The sequence below is a fragment of the Mesorhizobium sp. genome (assembly GCF_965229135.1).
Taxonomy (GTDB): domain Bacteria; phylum Pseudomonadota; class Alphaproteobacteria; order Rhizobiales; family Rhizobiaceae; genus Mesorhizobium.
Genome location: NZ_OZ245860.1, coordinates 4489673 through 4507500, shown reverse-complemented (window position 1 = coordinate 4507500; position 17828 = coordinate 4489673). Strand labels below are relative to the sequence as shown.

The window sequence follows — 17828 nt, the reverse complement described above, 5'->3', positions numbered from 1 at the left end:
TCTACACAGCCAGCCACATCGACGGCCACCGCCGGCCAGATCTATGGCGCCAAGGTCGAGAGCGAGATGAGCCTGAAGACGGTCGATTTTCCGATCGAGACGGCGGCTTTCGATGAAAAGAGCGATCTTTCCGCCGACGAGGTGGAAAAGGTGGTGCGCGAGACCGGCACCGACTTGGGTGACGGTGCCATTCAGGTCGCCTCCCTGCACTATGTCGACCCGCAGCGCTTCGGCGATCAGCTCAGCCAGAGCATAGCCGGTTCCTATGATGTGAAGATCGTGCCCGAAAATGTGTCGGTGGCGCCGCGCGCCGCGACCGATGACCAGGCGCCGGCCTTCGCCGAGGAAATCATTCCCTTCACCAAGGATCTCGATATCACCGAGGCCTTCGCCAATTCCGGCTACACCGGAGACGACGCCACCGGCATGGCCGAGGCGATCGGCAAATTGCTGAATGCACCGGCGCTGAAAGCCGGAACCGTGCTGCGTGTCGGGCTCGAGGTGCATGGCGATGCCGCCAAGGTCGTCCGCACCAGCGTCTACAACAAGACCCAGCACATCGTGACCATCGCGCTCAATGATCGCGGCCAGTATGTGCCGGCGCAGGAGCCGGACCCCAATCCGGAATTGCTGACGGCGTTCGATGATTCGTCCGCTCCCGTCGTGGTGCGCGGCAACTTGCCCAACATTTATGATGGCATCTATCGCGCCGCCTATTCCTACGGCATGTCGAAAGCGATGACGCAGCGGCTGATCAAGCTGTTGGCGTCCGATGTCGATTTCCAGTCCCGGCTCAATCCCTCCGACCGCCTCGAAGTGCTTTTCTCGCAGCCGGACAGCGACGACCAGACCTCGGATGAATCCGAGCTTCTTTACGTGTCGGCGACCTTCGGCGGCACGACGCGGAACTTCTACCGATTCCAGATGCAGGACGGCGGCACGGATTATTTCGACGAGAACGGCTCGAGTGCCGAGCAGTTCCTGCTGCGCAATCCCTTGCCGAACGGCCGGTTCACCTCCGGCTTCGGCGCTCGCAAGCATCCGATCCTGGGCTATGTGCGCATGCACACCGGCACCGACTGGGCGGCCCCGATCGGCACGCCGATCATTGCGGCCGGCAATGGTGTGATCGAGAAGGCCGGCTGGGCCGGCGGCTACGGCAAGCAGATCATCATCCGCCATGCCAATGGCTACGAAACCTCATACAATCACCAGAGCGCCTTCGCCAAAGGCATCGAAGTGGGCGTGCGCGTCCGCCAGGGCCAGGTCATCGGCTATCTCGGCCAGACGGGTCTCTCCACCGGGCCTCATCTTCACTACGAGTTGATCGTCAACGGCACAAAGGTGGACTCGATGCGCGTGCGCCTGCCGGTCGGCAAGGTGCTGAAGGGCGACGACCTCGTGGCCTTCAAGCGCGAGCGCGAGCGCATCGACGATTTGCTCAAGCAACAGGACAGCGATTCGCTCAAGGTGGCGAGCGCCAAGATCGAAGGCTGAAGCCGCTTCAGCCCTGCGGACCCTTGGCGTGGCGCGGCCACGGCAGGGCTTCGCCGGAAACAGTCACCCATGTAACGACCGCCGAAAGCAGGCAAAGCAGCGCGGTCACCGAAGCGACCGCCGCAAAGGCAGCATCGCCTGCGGCAAGCCTTGCCGCGTCGAGTGCAGGAGCAAGACCGGCCAGCGCCGGTTCGCCAAAGCCTGGAACGCCGGGCATTGCGTTTCCGTCGAGTGCATTCGCGTAGACCCGGGCGGCAAGCGACCCCATCGCCGCCACGGCAATCAGGCCACCGATTCGCGAGACGGCATTGTTGATGCCGGACGCGGCCCCCGTGTCCTTGTCTTCCACCGCGGTCATGATCGCGGTCGACAAAGGCGACACGACCAGCGCCATGCCGAGCCCCATCAAGGCCATTAGCGGAAATGTCCCGGTCCAGAAATTGTGGATGCCGGCATGGGTCAGCAAGGCAAGACCGGCAAAGGCGATGGCGACGATCAGACTGCCGCAGGCGATCGGGAAGCGCGGTCCGATCCTGTCGGAAAGCTGACCGACGAGCCCTGACAGAAGCGCGATGGATGCCGACAGGGGCAGGAAAATGAAGCCGACCTCGGCCGTGCTCAGCCCCCAGCCGGCGATCAGCAGCATCGGCAGGTAGAACAGATTGGCCGAGAGAGCGAAATAGAGGAAGAAGGTCGCGATGTTGGCGCCGGCGAAAGCCCGGATGCGAAACAGCGAAAGATCGATCATCGGCTCGCGTTGCCGGCGTTCGAAGACGATGAATGCGACGAGCAGAACCATGCCGGCCGCAATGCTTGGCCCCGACATGTGCCCCTCGCCCTTGGAGGTCATCGAGGTCAACCCATAGGCGAGCGCACCGAACGCCAGCGTAGCCAGTGCGCCGCCGCCGAGATCGAGGTTCCGCTTCTGCGCCGGTGAGTCGGCTGGAACCTTGGTGACCAGCAGATAGATCGAGATCAGGCCGAGCGGCAGGTTGATCGCGAAGATCGCACGCCAGATGCCGTCGCCGAAGGCCGACAGGACAAGACCACCGAGCACCGGACCAAGGGCCGTGGTCAATGCCGAAGCCGCCGCCCAGATGCCGATCGCCCGGCCGCGCTCTTTTTTGGGATAGGCCTTGGCGATGATCGCCAGGCTGCCCGGCACCATGATCGCGGCGCCAATCCCCTGAAGGGCGCGAAACGCGATAAGGACCGCGGGGTTCGGCGCCACCGCGCAGGCAAGTGACGACGCTATGAACAGGGCGATGCCGGCGACAAAGGCGCGGCGCAGGCCGAAGCGGTCGCCGGCGGCGCCACCGGCGAGGATCAGCGCCGATAGCGTCAGCGCGTAGGCATTGGAAATCCACTGCGCCTCGGCGAGGCTGGCGCCGAGATCGACACGGATGGCCGGCATGGCGATGGCCAGGATGGAGCCGTCGATGAAGCCGAGCGCAGAGGCGAGAATCGCCGCGACGAGCACGTATCCGCGTCGCGATTGCGGGCAGAACGTGCCGTTCCGTTGCGCGGTGGACGGCGAATCGGCGGTGGCTTCGCTTGCGGGCAGCATGGCTGCCTGCTTAGCGCTCCGGCGAACGGACAACAACCGGCCAGGGATGGGCTGTCTTGAAACCAGGGGCGCTGGCCGCGTGGCGAGATCAGCCTCGATGACGCTCCGTCCGACGACCACCGAGAGGCCGGCGGGGGCACTTTGCGTCGTTATCTCCCGGTCGACATCGCCCTTATCTCGCTGCCGAGGTCGCTTCTGGCGACCCAGGGCTTATTGCTGCGCAACGTCATTGGCCGAGGATCCGCCGATGAACTCCACCGGGACGCCCGGCGATACCAGTTTTGCAAGTTCGCGCGCGTCCCAGTTGGTGAGCCGCACGCAGCCGTGGCTTTCGGTCTTGCCGATCTTCGACGGCTCGGGCGTGCCGTGAATGCCGTAGGTCGGCTTGTCGAGCGCGATCCAGACCGAGCCGACAGGTCCGTTGGGGCCTGGCGGAATGGTGAGGATCTTGTCGTTCTGGCCCTGTTTGAAATTGATGTTGGGGTTGTAGGTATAGTTCGGGTCGAGCGCGATGCGCGACACGGCGTGGATGCCGGTGGGCGACGGCGTATCGGACGAGCCGATGGTCGCGGGATAGGCCGCGACCAGCTTGCCGCCCGCATCGTAGGCATAAACCTCTTTCTTGGTCTTGTCGGCGACGATGCGCGCGACCGGCGTCGACACCAGCTTGCCGAAATTGGCAACCTTGATGATCGTGCCGGGGCTGTTGAAGTCCAGCCCCTTGTTGATAGACTTGAGATAGGCCTCGTCCATGTGGAAGCGCTCCGCCAGCGCCTCGGTGACAGAGGTGTAGCACATGCAGTTGAGCTGCGCCTTCTGGCTGTAATCTTCAGGTATCGACGCCACATAGGGACCGGCCACGTCCTCGGGCGTGATCGTGTAGGAAGCAAAGGCATCGCCGCCGGATTGCGCCAGTGCGGCCTGGATTCCGACCGTGTCGGTGGACTTCAGGTTGGTGCCGTTGATCTCGTTGTAGGCGGCGAGCGCCTTGTCGACATTCGAACCGAAACGTCCGTCGATGACGCCGGGCGAAGCGCCGCCGCGATCAAGCAGAACCTGCAGGGAAGCGACATCCTGGCGTGCGCCAAGCGAGAGCGACGGATCGACGACAGCCTTGCCACCAGCATTGGACGGCGGGGCGGTTTGATCGGTCGGTGCGGCCGGCACCGCCGGCTGGACCGGCTCTATCGAAGCCTCGTTGAGCGGCTGGCGCTTGATCGTGTCTGGCTTGGCGACACTTGGTTTTACTGGCTGCGGCGCTTCCGGATAGGCATTGCGATAGCTGCCGTCATCCTGCGGCGCGGGCGGGTAGGCATCCGCTGAATTGTCGCCATAGGGATCATATCCATCCGCCGGCGGTGCGATGACCCGGCCCTGCCCGTCCAGCCGCTGACGGCGCCAGCGCGGCGTGTCGTCGGGATTGTCGAGAGTGTAGCCATCGTCATTCGTCACCGGTCCAAGGTTGCGGTCTGCCTGGTCGCGACGGAACGCGCGGCGATCGAATCGCGTCTGCGGCGGCTGGATGGCGATCACCTTGCCGGTGTCCGCATCGACGATAACGCGGTTTCCCCGCGCATCGTAGTAGACGTCGATGTTGCCATTCTGGGCAAGCTGGATACCAGCTGAATCGGCGGCACGGACGATAGGCGGCTCGGCGTTCACCATCGGCGTGGCGAACGCGCCGGAAGATATGAGCCCGACGGCGAGAGCCGAAACGGTGAAGATCGTGCGGAACATGGTGGCCAAACTCTCCGGTCCGTAACTGCCGCCGCCCGGCGTTATCCTGGGCGAACCCCTTCGCCAGCAAATCAGTAATCCACCTTATGGTTCCAACATGAACCGGGCATGAAGATGGCGGTTTTCCGGCGCCGCGTGGAATATTAGCGAGAGCATGATCCCGAAAAGGGGGAAGCGGTTTCCGGAAAAGATCATACTCCAACAGAGATATCGACCAGGATCGCGATTCAACGAAACGTCATCCTGATCTAGGAGAGCCCCAGTTCCCTCCGCGCCTGTTTCGTCAGCTTCAGCGCGACCAGGCGATGGCTTTCGCGCAGATAATCCTTCAAGGCGTCATCATCCATGCTCTGGCTTGTCTGACGCTGGATCCATTTCATGCCGCGCGATGCCAGGTAGGGCGCGGGCCTGAGGCCCGGCTGCTCCTTCAGCACATCATAGGCGATGTCGGAACACTTGAAGGTGACGAAGAGCTGTTCGCCGTCATCCCAGCCGCCGATCGCGAAGACCTTGGTCCCGACCTTCCAGACATGGGCGCCACCCCATTGGACAACGTGCGTCGTCGAAGGCAGCGAGGCGCAGAAGCTGTTGTAGTCGTCCAGCGTCATCCGCGCCCGCTTCAATATAGCAAGCCGCGCGTCCAGGGTGGACGCGCGGCATTCTGAAGCGCGAAGCGCTTCAGATCCTTGCTTTTATGCATGTCGCTGTCCCGAAACCGAAGTCACTTTTGGGCGACATCCATTGATCAGGCCGCCGCCTCGGTCGCGACAACAGTCGGCTTCGAGCGGAAGTTCAACCGGTCGGAACCGGCGGTCACCTTGACGGTCGACCCGTCGAGGATTTCGCCGAGCAGGATTTTCTCCGCCAGCGGATCCTGCAGTTCCTTCTGCATCACCCGCTTCAACGGCCGCGCCCCATAGGCCGGATCATAGCCCTTTGCCGCCAGCCACTCGACCGCTTCCTTGTCCAGCGAAAGCGTGATCTTGCGATCGACAAGCAAGCTCTCAAGCCGCTTGAGCTGGATCTCGACAATGCGGCCCATATCCTGCCGGCGCAGCCGGTGGAACAGGATCACCTCGTCGATGCGGTTGAGGAACTCCGGCCGGAACGACGCCTTGACGACATTCATCACCTCGTCGCGCACCTGATCGACATCCTGGTCCTCGCCGAGATTGACGAGATATTCGGCGCCGAGGTTCGAGGTCATGATGATCAGCGTGTTGCGGAAGTCGACCGTACGGCCCTGACCATCGGTCAGGCGACCGTCGTCAAGCACCTGCAGCAGCACGTTGAACACGTCCGGATGCGCCTTCTCGATCTCGTCGAACAGCACGACCTGGTAGGGCCGGCGCCGCACGGCTTCGGTCAACGCACCACCCTCCTCATAGCCGACATAGCCCGGAGGCGCGCCGATGAGCCGGGAGACGGAATGCTTTTCCATGAACTCCGACATGTCGATGCGCACCATCGCGCTCTCGTCGTCGAACAGGAAGCTTGCCAACGCCTTGGTCAGTTCGGTCTTGCCGACGCCTGTCGGTCCAAGGAACATGAACGAGCCGATCGGCCGGTTCGGGTCCTGCAGACCGGCACGGGCACGGCGCACCGCCTTCGAGACCGCTTGCACCGCCTCGCCCTGGCCGACGACGCGTTTGCCAATCTCGTCTTCCATGCGCAGCAGCTTGTCGCGCTCGCCCTGCAGCATCTTGTCGACCGGAATTCCGGTCCAGCGCGAGACGATATGGGCGACGTGGTCGGGGGTGACCACCTCCTCGACCATGCCGGCCTTGCCGTCCTGGGCTTCGGCGTCCTTCAGTTTCTTTTCCAGCTCCGGAATCTTGCCGTAGGCAAGCTCGCCGGCGCGCTGGAATTCACCCTTGCGCTGGGCAATGGCGAGATCGTTGCGTGCCTCGTCGAGTTGCTTCTTGAGATCGGCGGCCAGCCCAAGCTTCTGCTTCTCGGCCTGCCACTTGGCGGTGATCTCGGTCGATTCCTCCTCGAGCCCGACCAGTTCCTTCTCCAGCCGGACGAGCCGGTCCTTCGACGCCTCGTCCGTCTCGACCTTCAGCGCCTCGCGCTCGATCTTGAGCTGCATGATGCGGCGGTCGATCTCGTCCAGCGCCTCCGGCTTGGAATCGACCTGCATGCGCAGCCGCGAAGCGGCTTCGTCGACCAGGTCGATCGCCTTGTCGGGCAGGAAGCGGTCGGCGATGTAGCGGTTGGACAGTGTGGCCGCCGCCACCAGCGCCGAATCCGAGATGCGCACCTTGTGGTGCTGTTCGTACTTTTCCTTCAGGCCGCGCAGGATCGAGACGGTGTCTTCCACCGACGGCTCATCGACGAACACCGGCTGGAAGCGGCGGGCAAGCGCGGGATCCTTCTCGACATGCTTCCTGTATTCATCGAGCGTTGTGGCGCCAATGCAATGCAATTCACCGCGCGCCAGCGCCGGCTTCAGCAGGTTCGACGCATCCATGGCGCCATCCGCCTTGCCGGCGCCGACCAGCGTGTGCATTTCGTCGATGAACAGGATGATCCCGCCGGCCGCGGAAGTGACTTCCGAGAGCACGGCCTTGAGCCGCTCCTCGAACTCGCCACGATATTTGGCCCCGGCGATCAGCGCGCCCATGTCGAGCGCCATCAGTTGCTTGTCCTTCAGCGATTCCGGCACGTCGCCATTGACGATGCGCAGCGCAAGGCCTTCGGCGATTGCCGTCTTGCCGACGCCCGGCTCGCCGATCAGCACCGGATTGTTCTTGGTGCGGCGCGACAGCACCTGGATCGTGCGGCGAATCTCGTCGTCACGGCCGATGACCGGATCGAGCTTGCCGGCGCGGGCATCCGCGGTCAGGTCGCGCGCGTATTTCTTCAGGGCGTCATAGCCCTGTTCGGCACTCGCCGAATCGGCGGTGCGGCCCTTGCGGACCTCGTTGATCGCCTGGTTGAGCGCCTGTGCGGTGACGCCGCCCTTGGCCAGGATATCCGCGGTCTTGGCCGACTTCTCCATGGTCAGCGCCTGCAACAGCCGCTCGACCGTGACAAAGCTGTCGCCAGCCTTCTTGGCCAGTTCTTCAGCCGTCGAAAACACCTTGGCCAGCGGCTGCGCCAGGTAAAGCTGGCCGTTGCCGCCCTCGACCTTGGGCATCGCCTCCAGCGCCGTCTCGACGCCAAGCTTGACGTCGCGCACGCTGCCGCCCGCGCGCTCGATCAGCGAGGCGGCCAAGCCCTCGTCATCGTCGACGAGCACTTTCAGAATGTGTTCGGGCGTGAATTGCTGGTGATTGCGCAAAAGCGCCATTGTCTGCGCGGACTGGATAAATCCGCGTACGCGTTCTGAGTATTTCTCAAGGTTCATATCTGTCTCCTTACATCACCGGCCCGCTTTGCGGCACCGGATCCGATTGTGGTGACGGACCCGCTCATCGGAGCCGAATCCAGTTCACGCCAGATATGGTGCGTAGGCCACGGTCTCTCAAGACACCTTGATGTCGGTCAATGCATTATAGCCGAAGCGCGGGAAAAACAAAAACGGCGGAGATTTCTCCCCGCCGTCCGCTAGTCCCGGGAATTGCCGGATCAGCTTTCGATGACAACCGCCGCAGGCTCGTCACCGCCTTCAGCCGGCGCGGCGATCACTTCGCCGATGGCTGTATTGTCTTCACCGCCGCCTGCCTGATCAGCGCTGACCCGCGGACGGCGCGGGCGCCTGGGACGGCGCGCGGCGCCACCCTCGGCGGCGGCTTCGTTGAGCTCGGCCTGGGCGGCAAGAGCCGCAGGGGAAAAATTATCGAACTGCGGTGCGGGCTCCGGCGCGGAAACAGGCTCCACGACCGGCGCGGCCTCGGCCTGCACAGGCGCATCGTTGCGCCGGTTCTGTTCGCCGCGCTGATCACCTTGCTCGCCGCGCTGACCATTCTGGCCATAGCCGCCGTTGGGACGACGGTCGCGATGGCGCCCGCCATTGTTGTCGCGCCCGCCATTGCCGCGACCATCCCGGCCGTTTTCCGGGTTCAAGGCCAGTTCGGCCGGCGTACCCTCGATCACCGGCTGGGGGCCAGCACCATGATTGACCACGGGCGAGGAGTTGTCGGTGACATTGTTGTTGCCAGCATTGTCGAACTCGTCGCGATCCTCGTCGCCGTCATCATCGAAATCGTCGCGATTCTGCTGGACGTTCTGGATCGGCATCTGCGCCTGCGCGGCCGCGATGATGCGATTGTAGTGTTCGGCGTGCTGGAGATAATTTTCCGCCATGACCCGGTCGCCGGAGCTTTGCGCATCACGGGCAAGGGTGGCGTATTTTTCTGCGATCTGCTGAGCCGACCCGCGGATCTTCACGTCCGGGCCGTTGCTCTCGTAATTGCGCGTCAGGGGATTCGGCCCTTTGCGGTTGTTGTTGTTATTATTGTTATTGTTGCCACCGCCGCCGCCATTGTTGTTGCGACCGCGCATGCGCCTGTTCTGCTGTTGGGGCCTCATCAAACTCTCTTCATCTTGAAATTTTCGGTAGACTCTTCACGGACGGAGGCGCTCATGCAGCCAACCGTTTCGTTTCTTCACCGGCGTTCGCCCGCATCGATTGCGTTGGCGCCACGTGTCATCCTGTTCCGGTTACATCACTTTCCGGACGATTCCCGCACGAAGCTTGGGCGTCGTTTGCGCAAGAAGGCAGCTATTTCTAAGGAAGACCGAATCGCTAAGAGCACTGCCTGCTTCGTCTCATCCGGTTAAGGCGACCCTAGCCGCATTCCCCGGCATTGCCAAGCGCTTTTTTTCGCACTGCATCAGGGCTTTCACAGTTCAAAGACCAGAACCCTGTCGTTTCCTCCGAGATCGGAAAAAGCTCCCGCCAGCCTGTAGCCGGCGCCGGAGAATATTGCCGTGACCTCGCTGCGTTGCGTATGGCCGAACTCGACCGCGATCCTGCCTTCGGCTTCCAGAAAACCCGCAGCGTCCGCTGCTATGATCCGGTAGGGACCAAGACCATCCACGCCGCCATCAAGGGCCAGGGGTGGATCGAAATCGCGGACCTCGTCCTGCAGATTTTCGATATCTCTGGAGGGGATATAGGGAGGGTTTGCGGCAATTACATGGTATCGGCCGGAAACTTTCGCGAACCAGTCGGATCTGAGCGTCTTGAAGCGGCTGGCAAAACCCAATTGTTCCGCATTGCGGCTTGCGGTCGCCAATGCGTCCTCCGACAGATCGACGCCGGTCGCGGTCGCCTCGGGCAGGACCGACAGCAGCGCCAGCGCGATGGCGCCCGTGCCGGTCCCCAGATCGAGGATGCGGCATACGCCTTCCCTCGCCGCTGTTGCCCTGGCGAAAGGCAACACTGCTTCGATCAGCGTCTCGGTATCCGGTCGCGGCTCCAGCGTTTCCGGCGAAAGCGACAGCCGCAGCCCGTAGAATTCGCGATAGCCGAGGATGCGGTGCACCGGTTCGCAGGAGATCCGCCTTTTCAGGGCAGCGTCAATGGCGGCAATCGCCACGGCATCGACAGGCCGCATCGGGTCGGCGATGGCCTGGGTGCGGGTCGTGCCGGAGAAATGTTCGACGATCAGCCGGGCATCGAGTTCCGGACTATCCACGGCGGCGGCCTCAAGGCGGGCCCGCGCCGCTCGCAGCAATGGTCCGAGCGCCTCCGGCGGATGATCAGCCATCAAGGCCGATGTCGGCGAGCAGCTTCGACTGGTGATCGGCGAGCAGCGCGTCGATGATCTCATCGAGCTCGCCCATCATCACCCGGTCGAGCTTGTAGAGCGTCAGGTTGATGCGGTGATCGGTGACACGGCCTTGCGGAAAATTGTAGGTCCGTATGCGCTCCGAACGGTCGCCGGAACCAACCTGCGACTTGCGTGATTCCGAGCGCTCCTCATCCGCCTTGCCGCGCTCGAGGTCGTAGAGCCTGGCCCGCAGGATCTGCATGGCCTTGGCCCGGTTCTGGTGCTGCGATTTCTCCGCCTGCACCACCATGATGCCGGTTGGCAGATGGGTGATACGCACGGCCGAATCCGTGGTGTTTACGTGCTGGCCGCCCGAGCCGGATGCGCGCATCGTGTCGATGCGAATGTCTTCGGCCCGGATATCGATGTCGACTTCCTCGGCTTCCGGCAGCACGGCAACCGTCGCCGCCGACGTATGAATTCGCCCGCTGGCCTCGGTCGCCGGCACGCGCTGCACCCGATGCACGCCGGATTCGAATTTCAGATGCGCGAAGACGCCCCGGCCGGAAATGGTGGCGATGATTTCCTTGAAGCCTCCGGCATCGCCGTCGCTTGCCGACACCGTCTCGAAGCGCCAGCCGCGCTCGGCGGCGTAGCGCTCATACATACGAAACAGGTCGCCGGCGAAAAGGGCGGCTTCATCACCGCCGGTGCCGGCGCGGATTTCGAGGATGGCGTTCTTGTCGTCGGCCGCATCCTTGGGCAACAGCAGGATCTGGATGTCCTTTTGCAATTGCTCGATGCGGTCCTCGACCGCCGGCAGATCGGCTTCGGCGAGCGCGCGCATCTCGGCGTCGGTGCTCTTGTCGGCCAGCATGGCCTCCAGATCGGCCTGCTCGTGTTCGGCGGAGCGCAGCGCCCGGACCTTGGCGACCATGTCCTGAATCTCTGCATATTCAGATGCCATCTTCACATAGGAATCCGCCGCCGGTCCGGCCGACATCTGCGCTTCGAGCATTTCGAAACGCTTGACGACTTGATCCATACGGTCGCGGGGCAGGTTGATCATGATGAAATGCTACAATGGGATCGAGCGGTCGTCGGCAAAGGCTTGCAGCAAAGCCCGCATCGGCAATCCCTGCGCTGGAGCCATCAGATTGTCGTCGAAGAAAGCCTGCAACTCGTCCAGCGGCAGTTCCGTCAGCATTGCCTTGACCGGTCCGATCGAGGCCGGCGACATCGAGATCGAACGGAAGCCGAGGCCGATCAGCGCCATGGCCGAGATCGGCTTGCCGGCGAGTTCGCCGCACAGTGTGACGGGTGTATTGTTGCGCGCGCCGGCATCGGCGATCTGTTTCAAGACGCGTAGAAATGGCGCCGAAAGCGTGTCGAACCGGTTGGCCAACTGGGTGTTGCCCCGATCCACCGCCATGACGAACTGGAACAGATCGTTCGAACCCACCGACACGAAATCGACAGCCTTCATCAGCTCGTCGAGCTGGAACAGCAGGGAGGGCACCTCCAGCATGGCGCCGACCTTCAGGCTGGTCGGCAGATGGTGGGCAAAGCGCGACAGATGCCGTACCTCGCGGTCTATGATCTCGCGTGCCTGCGTGATCTCGCCAAGCTCGGTCACCATCGGCAGCATCAGCTTGAGCTCGCGACCGCCGGACGCCTTCAGCAAGGCGCGTATCTGCGTGCGCAGCAGTCCCGGCCGATCGAGCGTCAGGCGAATGGCACGCCAGCCGAGCGCGGGGTTTTCTTCCTGCACCGAGCCCTTGAAGTAGGGCAGCACCTTGTCGCCGCCAATATCGATGGTGCGGAAGGTGACCGGTTTGCCGCGCGCCGCGTCAAGAACGTCGCGGTAGAGCTTTTCCTGGGCTTCGGCGCGGGGGAATGTCGACGCCACCATGAACTGCAGTTCCGTGCGGAACAGGCCGATGCCGGCAGCTCCGGCCTCCGCCAATTGCGGCAGGTCGACGGCGAGCCCCGCATTCATCAGGAGATCGACTTGCACACCGTCCTTGGTCACCGACGGCTTCTTGCGCAGTTCGCGATAGACTTCCTGCCGGCGCGCCCGGAAGCGGACCTTTTCGGCGTAGGCGGCTTCGAGATCCGGCTGCGGTCGCAGATGGATCGTGCCTTCTTCGCCGTCGACGATGATCGCATCGCCGTTTTCCGCCATGGAAACGGCGCCCTTCATCTGGCCGGCGACGGGAATGCCCATGGCGCGCGCCACGATGACGACGTGGCTGGTCGCGGCACCGTCTTCCAGCACCACGCCGCGCAGCTTGTCCCTGGGGTAGTCGAGCAGTTCGGCGGCGCCCATCGAGCGGGCGACGAGAATGGCGTCCTTGGGCAAGGAAGCCGCGACATCATCCGGCCCCCGTCCCATCAGCTGGCGCAGCAGCCGGTTGGCGAGGTCGTCGAAATCGCTCATCCGCTCGCGCAGATAGGGGTCGGTCATGTGCAGCATGCGCGCGCGCATGTCGCTTTGCACTTTCTCCACGGCTGCCTCGGCCGTCAGGCCGTTGCGGATCGCCTCCTCCAGCCGGCGCACCCAGCCGCGATCGTTGGCGAACATGCGATAGGCTTCCAGCACTTGGCGATGCTCGCCCTCGAACGCAACGTCGCGGCGCTCCAGCATGTCGTCGATGGAAAGCCTGAGCGAGCCCAGCGAGGTTTCGAGACGGCGGACTTCTTCCTCGCTGTCCTCGTTGAACAGGTTGGTGACGACGATGCGCGGCTCGTGCAGCACGACATGGCCAAGGCCGACGCCTTCGTTGAAGGACAGGCCGGTGAAACTGACGGGGCGGCGCAGGTCGAGCTCCAGCCCAGGCCGCGTCAGCCGGGCAAGGTCTCCGGTCGCGATCATCTCCGCGATGACCATCGCCGTGGTTTCCAGCGCCTCGACCTCGTCGTCGCGGTAGTGGCGCATCGTCTTGTTCTGGACGACGAGAACGCCCAACGTGCGCCCTGCCCGCAGCACAGGAACGCCGAGGAAGGAATTGTAGATCTCTTCCCCGGTCTCCGGCAGGTAGGCGAAGGCCGGGTGCTCCTGCGCGTTGGAGAGGTTCAGCGGCCGCGCACTGGCGGCAATGGTGCCGACAAGGCCTTGCCCCAGCCTGAGCTGCGCCAGGTGGACGGCATTCGGGTTCAAGCCTTCGGTGGCATAAAGCTCGAGCACGGAATCGGCGCGCAACACGTAAAGCGAGCAGACTTCGGCGACCATGTTGGAGGCGATGTCGCGCACGATCCGGTCAAGCCGCTCCTGCGGCTCCAGCGGCTCTTGCATGAGCTCGCGGAGCCGTTTCAGCAAAACGCGCGGGCCACTGGCCGTGTCACGCATCGCGGCTTCTTCTCCAATGGGTTTGGAGCCAGTGCGGCTTCCCTACGCACCGGCACAAACGCAACAACTGACTCAAGTCCTGCTACTGCTTATCCAGACCGTAGACGGAATGCAAAGTCCGAACCGCAAGTTCGGTGTAAGGACCGTCAATCAGGATCGAAATCTTGATCTCGGAAGTCGTGATGGCGCGAATATTGATCGACCGGTCAGCCAATGCCTTGAAAGCTGTGGCGGCGACGCCCGCATGGCTGCGCATGCCGATGCCGATGACCGAAACCTTGGACATGCCGGCCTCCGATTGCACAACGTCGTAACCGATCGAGGCTTTCAGCCGTTCGAGCACGGCAAGCGCCTTGTCGACGTCGCCGGACGGTACGGTGAAAGTCATGTCGGTCAACTTGCCGTCCTCGGAAATGTTCTGGACGATCATGTCGACATTGATGTTGGCCTCGGCCAGCGGCCCGAAGATGCCGGCGGCGACGCCCGGGCGATCGCCCACACGGCGCAGCGAAATCTGCGCTTCGTCCTTGGCGTAGGCAATTCCGGTGACGACCTGCTGTTCCACGATCTCTTCCTCGTCGCAAATGAGCGTTCCGGGCGGATTGAGCAAATCCCCCATTCCGGGCGCATCGGGATCGTCGAAGGACGATCGCACGAAGGTACGCACCCTGTGCACCATGGCAAGCTCGACCGAACGCACCTGCAGAACCTTGGCGCCAAGCGAGGCCATTTCAAGCATTTCCTCGAACGAAATCTTGGCCAGCCGCCGCGCCTTGGGTTCGATGCGCGGATCGGTCGTGTAGACCCCGTCGACGTCGGTGTAGATGTCGCAGCGATCGGCGTTCACCGCCGCCGCGATGGCGACCGCACTGGTGTCGGAGCCGCCGCGGCCGAGCGTGGCGATGCGATTGTCCGGACCGATGCCCTGGAAGCCGGCGATGACGGCCACCTGCCCTTCGCCGAAGCGCTTGATCAGGAAAGCGCCGTCGATGTCGAGGATGCGCGCCGCGCCATGCGCGTTGTCGGTCTTGATCGGGATCTGCCAGCCCTGCCAGGAACGGGCGTGCACGCCCATGTTCTGCAAGGTGATCGCCAGAAGGCCGGCCGTGACCTGTTCGCCCGACGCGACGACCGCGTCATATTCGCGGGCGTCGTGCATCGGCGAGGCTTCGCGCGTCCAGGCAACCAGTTCGTTGGTCTTGCCGGCCATCGCCGAGACGACCACCGCCACCTCATGGCCGGCATCGACCTCGCGTTTGACGTGGCGCGCCACATTGCGGATGCGGGCGATGTCGGCGACGGAGGTCCCGCCGAATTTCATCACGATGCGCGCCATGGAAGCGAAATGCCTTTGACTGAATACCGGATCCCAGCCCAAAAGCGGAATCCCGAAACAAGGGAAGGAAACGTCCGGCTCACGCCGGCCGCTGAATGCGGGGCCTCCTTAGCCAAAACAGGACCCATCCGCAAGGACCGTGGGCCGCATCAGGCATTGACTGCCCGCGGGGATCGCTTCGCACGCCGCTTGATGGCCTGTGGATAACGAGCTTTTGATGCATTCCGGCCCTGACATCTTTTCTCGATTGCGGCTGGGGTCCGGAAATTGCTGCCTTGACAATCGGCTCCCCACGACCGACTTCCTTGCGTTCGAGGAGACCAATCGATGCCAGAGCCCCGCCGATCGACGATCGATGCCGGAGAAGTGGAACGCTTCTCGGCCCTTGCCGCCGAATGGTGGAACCCGCGAGGCAAGTTCCGCCCATTGCACAAGTTCAACCCGGTGCGGCTGTCCTATATCCGCGACCAGGTGGCCGAACGCTTCGGCCGCGATCCACGCGCGGCCAGGCCGTTCGAAGGCCTGCGCATCCTGGATATCGGCTGCGGCGGCGGTCTGTTGTGCGAACCGATGGCGCGGCTTGGCGCCGAGGTGGTCGGCGCCGACGCATCCGCCACCAACATCGAAGTGGCCAGGCTGCACGCCGCCGAAGCCGGCGTGAGCGTGGACTATCGCGCCACGACAGCCGAGGATTTGGCGGACGCTGGTGAAAAGTTCGACGTCATCCTCAACATGGAAGTCGTCGAGCATGTCGCCGACATCGATCTCTTCGTCGCCAAGTGCGGCGAGATGGTCCGGCCCGGCGGCATCATGTTCGTGGCCACCATCAACCGCACGCTGAAGGCGCTGGGGCTGGCCATCATCGGCGCCGAATATGTGCTGCGCTGGCTGCCGCGCGGGACGCATCAATTCGGCAAGCTGGTGCGGCCCGAAGAGCTCGAAAGAGCGCTTGGCGGTGCCGGCCTTACCATCATCGACCGTTCCGGCGTCACCTACAATCCGCTCGCCGACCGCTGGCATCGGTCGAAAGACATGGACGTCAACTACATGGTGTTGGCGGAAAAGGGTTCCGTCTGAGCATCAAGCCTTCTGGCTTTGCGCCCTTGTGGTGATGAACACGCCGACGGTAATGATGACCGCGCCGAGCCAGGTCAACAGACGATAGTGCTCGCCGAGGAAGATCGTGCCGGAGAACAGGCCGACCGCGGCCGCCACATAGCCGATCTGGCTGAGATAGACGGGGCCGCCAACCGCCTGCAGCCTGAAGAAGAAGGCGAACATCGCCGAAGCCGAGGCGACCTGCGCTACGACCACCAGCGGCACTGCACCCAATGCGCCAAGCGATCCACCACCTTGCAAGGCCAGGATGCCGATGAGCAGCATCGTCGCCGACGCCAGGTGGCTGCCGACGGCCAGTTCGATCGGGCCGGTGCCGTCCGGCCAGTCGACGGTTCGGTAGATGTTGCCGGCGGCAAGGCTGACCGGGATGAGGAGGCCCATCAGCACCCAGAACAGATCCGCCGGCTGGCCGGCCTCGCCACGCGTCACCGCCACCATGACCGCGCCGACGAAGCCTACGGCAATGCCGATGATGCCAAGCATGTTGGGCCGCCTGACACCAAGCAGGATCGAGAACACAAGCGTAATCACCGGCGACAGCGTGAACATGATGCCGGTGTAGCCGGCGCCAAGATGCGGAATGGCTGAGAACATCAGGAGGTTGGGAGCCGCGTAGGACACCGCCGCGGTCACGAAAAAATAGCGCAGCTTGTGCTGGCTGGGGCGGATACGCTGTCCGCGCAGCAGCATAACGCCCAGAAGCACGCCACCGGCGCCGACCGAGATGACGAAAGCCCAGACCATCGCGGAAACTCCAGCTGCCGTCGCGAGCTTCCCGAACGGCAGCGTCAGGCCAAGCAGGCCACCGGTAACCACCAGTAGGCCAAGCGCCGAATCCCAGAGAAATTTCATCGGATGTCCAGTCGTCGTTATGGCACTTGGCCACGTTCTGCCCTAGAGTAAGATAACGAAAAGATTCTTAACGTCAAGATACTTAATGGTGAGACAGATGGATCGAGCGGCAAAGGCCGTGGAGCAGTGGAACAGGGAACGCCCGGACCTGGATGTTTCTCCCATGGCCGTGCTCGGGCGTCTGAACGAAGCTGCCTCGCTCATCGCGCGGGACCGGCTCGCTCCGCTGTTCGCCAGCTTCGGCCTGCAATCCGGCGAATTCGATGTTCTGGCGACGCTTCGCCGCTCGGGAGCGCCATATGCGTTGACCCCGACAGCGCTTTACGAAGCGACAATGGTGACTTCGGGCGCCATGACCAACCGGCTCGACCGGCTGGAAAGGACAGGACTGATCGCGCGCGGGCCACACCCCAACGACCGGCGCGGCATCGTCGTTCAACTGACCCAAAAGGGTCTCGCACTGATCGACGAGGCGGTCACGGCGCACGTTGCCAACGAGCACCAGATCCTCGCCGGACTGACCAATGCCGAGCAGCAGACGCTGTCTCGTCTTCTCGAGAAATTGATAGGAAGCGTGAGCTAGAGCATGATCCGGAAAGTGGACGCCGGTTTTCGCGGACAAACGGTTCCCGTTTGTCCAGACATCATGCTCAAACAAACAAATAGAGCCCCATCCCGATTCTATCGGGATGGAACAGGCTCTAGGGG

General features: G+C 63.3%; 13 protein-coding genes (1 of these 13 cut by a window edge). 3 read left to right on the top strand and 10 right to left on the bottom strand.

Annotated features, from left to right (window positions below):
* Nucleotides 1-1497: the 3' portion of a M23 family metallopeptidase gene (locus ACO07C_RS21530; RefSeq protein WP_421916175.1), read on the top strand. It extends 474 nt beyond the left edge of the window; 1497 of the gene's 1971 nt are visible here — the last part of the coding sequence; its start codon lies beyond the left edge, outside the window; it ends in the stop codon at nt 1495-1497.
* Nucleotides 1498-1504: 7 nt separating this feature from the next.
* Here the strand turns inward: ACO07C_RS21530 and ACO07C_RS21525 are convergent, their stop codons facing one another.
* From ACO07C_RS21525 to ACO07C_RS21485, 9 genes are all read right to left on the bottom strand, one after another.
* On the bottom strand, nt 1505-3064 hold the full coding sequence (locus tag ACO07C_RS21525) for an MFS transporter (RefSeq protein WP_421916174.1): 1560 nt from the start codon (nt 3062-3064) through the stop codon (nt 1505-1507).
* Between the two features lie 210 nt (nt 3065-3274).
* Nucleotides 3275-4801, bottom strand: coding sequence for a L,D-transpeptidase family protein (locus ACO07C_RS21520; protein ID WP_421916173.1), 1527 nt, complete (start codon nt 4799-4801; stop codon nt 3275-3277).
* A gap of 248 nt (nt 4802-5049) precedes the next feature.
* Nucleotides 5050-5409, bottom strand: coding sequence for an MmcQ/YjbR family DNA-binding protein (locus tag ACO07C_RS21515; protein ID WP_421916172.1), 360 nt, complete (start codon nt 5407-5409; stop codon nt 5050-5052).
* 137 nt (nt 5410-5546) lie between these two features.
* Nucleotides 5547-8153 (bottom strand): ATP-dependent chaperone ClpB, encoded by a 2607-nt coding sequence (clpB, locus tag ACO07C_RS21510; RefSeq protein ID WP_421916171.1) that lies wholly within the window; start codon nt 8151-8153, stop codon nt 5547-5549.
* Between the two features lie 221 nt (nt 8154-8374).
* Nucleotides 8375-9277 (bottom strand): DUF4167 domain-containing protein, encoded by a 903-nt coding sequence (locus ACO07C_RS21505; RefSeq protein ID WP_421916170.1) that lies wholly within the window; start codon nt 9275-9277, stop codon nt 8375-8377.
* 314 nt (nt 9278-9591) lie between these two features.
* Nucleotides 9592-10461 carry a peptide chain release factor N(5)-glutamine methyltransferase gene (prmC, locus tag ACO07C_RS21500; RefSeq protein ID WP_421916169.1) on the bottom strand — a complete coding sequence of 290 codons (870 nt, stop codon included), beginning with the start codon at nt 10459-10461 and terminating at the stop codon, nt 9592-9594.
* A complete protein-coding gene (gene prfA, locus ACO07C_RS21495; RefSeq protein WP_421916168.1) occupies nt 10454-11533 on the bottom strand; it encodes a peptide chain release factor 1 in 1080 nt (359 codons plus the stop codon). The genes prmC and prfA overlap by 8 nt, the downstream gene beginning before the upstream one ends.
* Nucleotides 11534-11542: 9 nt before the next feature.
* Nucleotides 11543-13813: a phosphoenolpyruvate--protein phosphotransferase gene (gene ptsP, locus ACO07C_RS21490; RefSeq protein ID WP_421916167.1), complete on the bottom strand. Its 2271-nt coding sequence runs from the start codon at nt 13811-13813 to the stop codon at nt 11543-11545.
* Nucleotides 13814-13895: 82 nt separating this feature from the next.
* Complete coding sequence (locus tag ACO07C_RS21485; protein ID WP_421916166.1) at nt 13896-15149, bottom strand: aspartate kinase; 1254 nt, start codon at nt 15147-15149, stop codon at nt 13896-13898.
* A 327-nt stretch (nt 15150-15476) separates the two neighbouring features.
* Here ACO07C_RS21485 and ubiG point away from each other — a divergent pair, with 327 nt between their 5' ends.
* Nucleotides 15477-16226 carry a bifunctional 2-polyprenyl-6-hydroxyphenol methylase/3-demethylubiquinol 3-O-methyltransferase UbiG gene (ubiG, locus tag ACO07C_RS21480; protein WP_421916165.1) on the top strand — a complete coding sequence of 250 codons (750 nt, stop codon included), beginning with the start codon at nt 15477-15479 and terminating at the stop codon, nt 16224-16226.
* Nucleotides 16227-16229: 3 nt separating this feature from the next.
* On the opposite strand, the gene ACO07C_RS21475 is transcribed toward ubiG, so the two are convergent.
* A complete protein-coding gene (locus ACO07C_RS21475) occupies nt 16230-17120 on the bottom strand; it encodes a DMT family transporter (protein WP_421916164.1) in 891 nt (296 codons plus the stop codon).
* A 97-nt stretch (nt 17121-17217) separates the two neighbouring features.
* On the opposite strand from ACO07C_RS21475, the gene ACO07C_RS21470 reads away from it, so the two are divergent.
* Complete coding sequence (locus ACO07C_RS21470) at nt 17218-17703, top strand: MarR family winged helix-turn-helix transcriptional regulator (RefSeq protein WP_421916163.1); 486 nt, start codon at nt 17218-17220, stop codon at nt 17701-17703.
* Nucleotides 17704-17828: the final 125 nt, after the last annotated feature.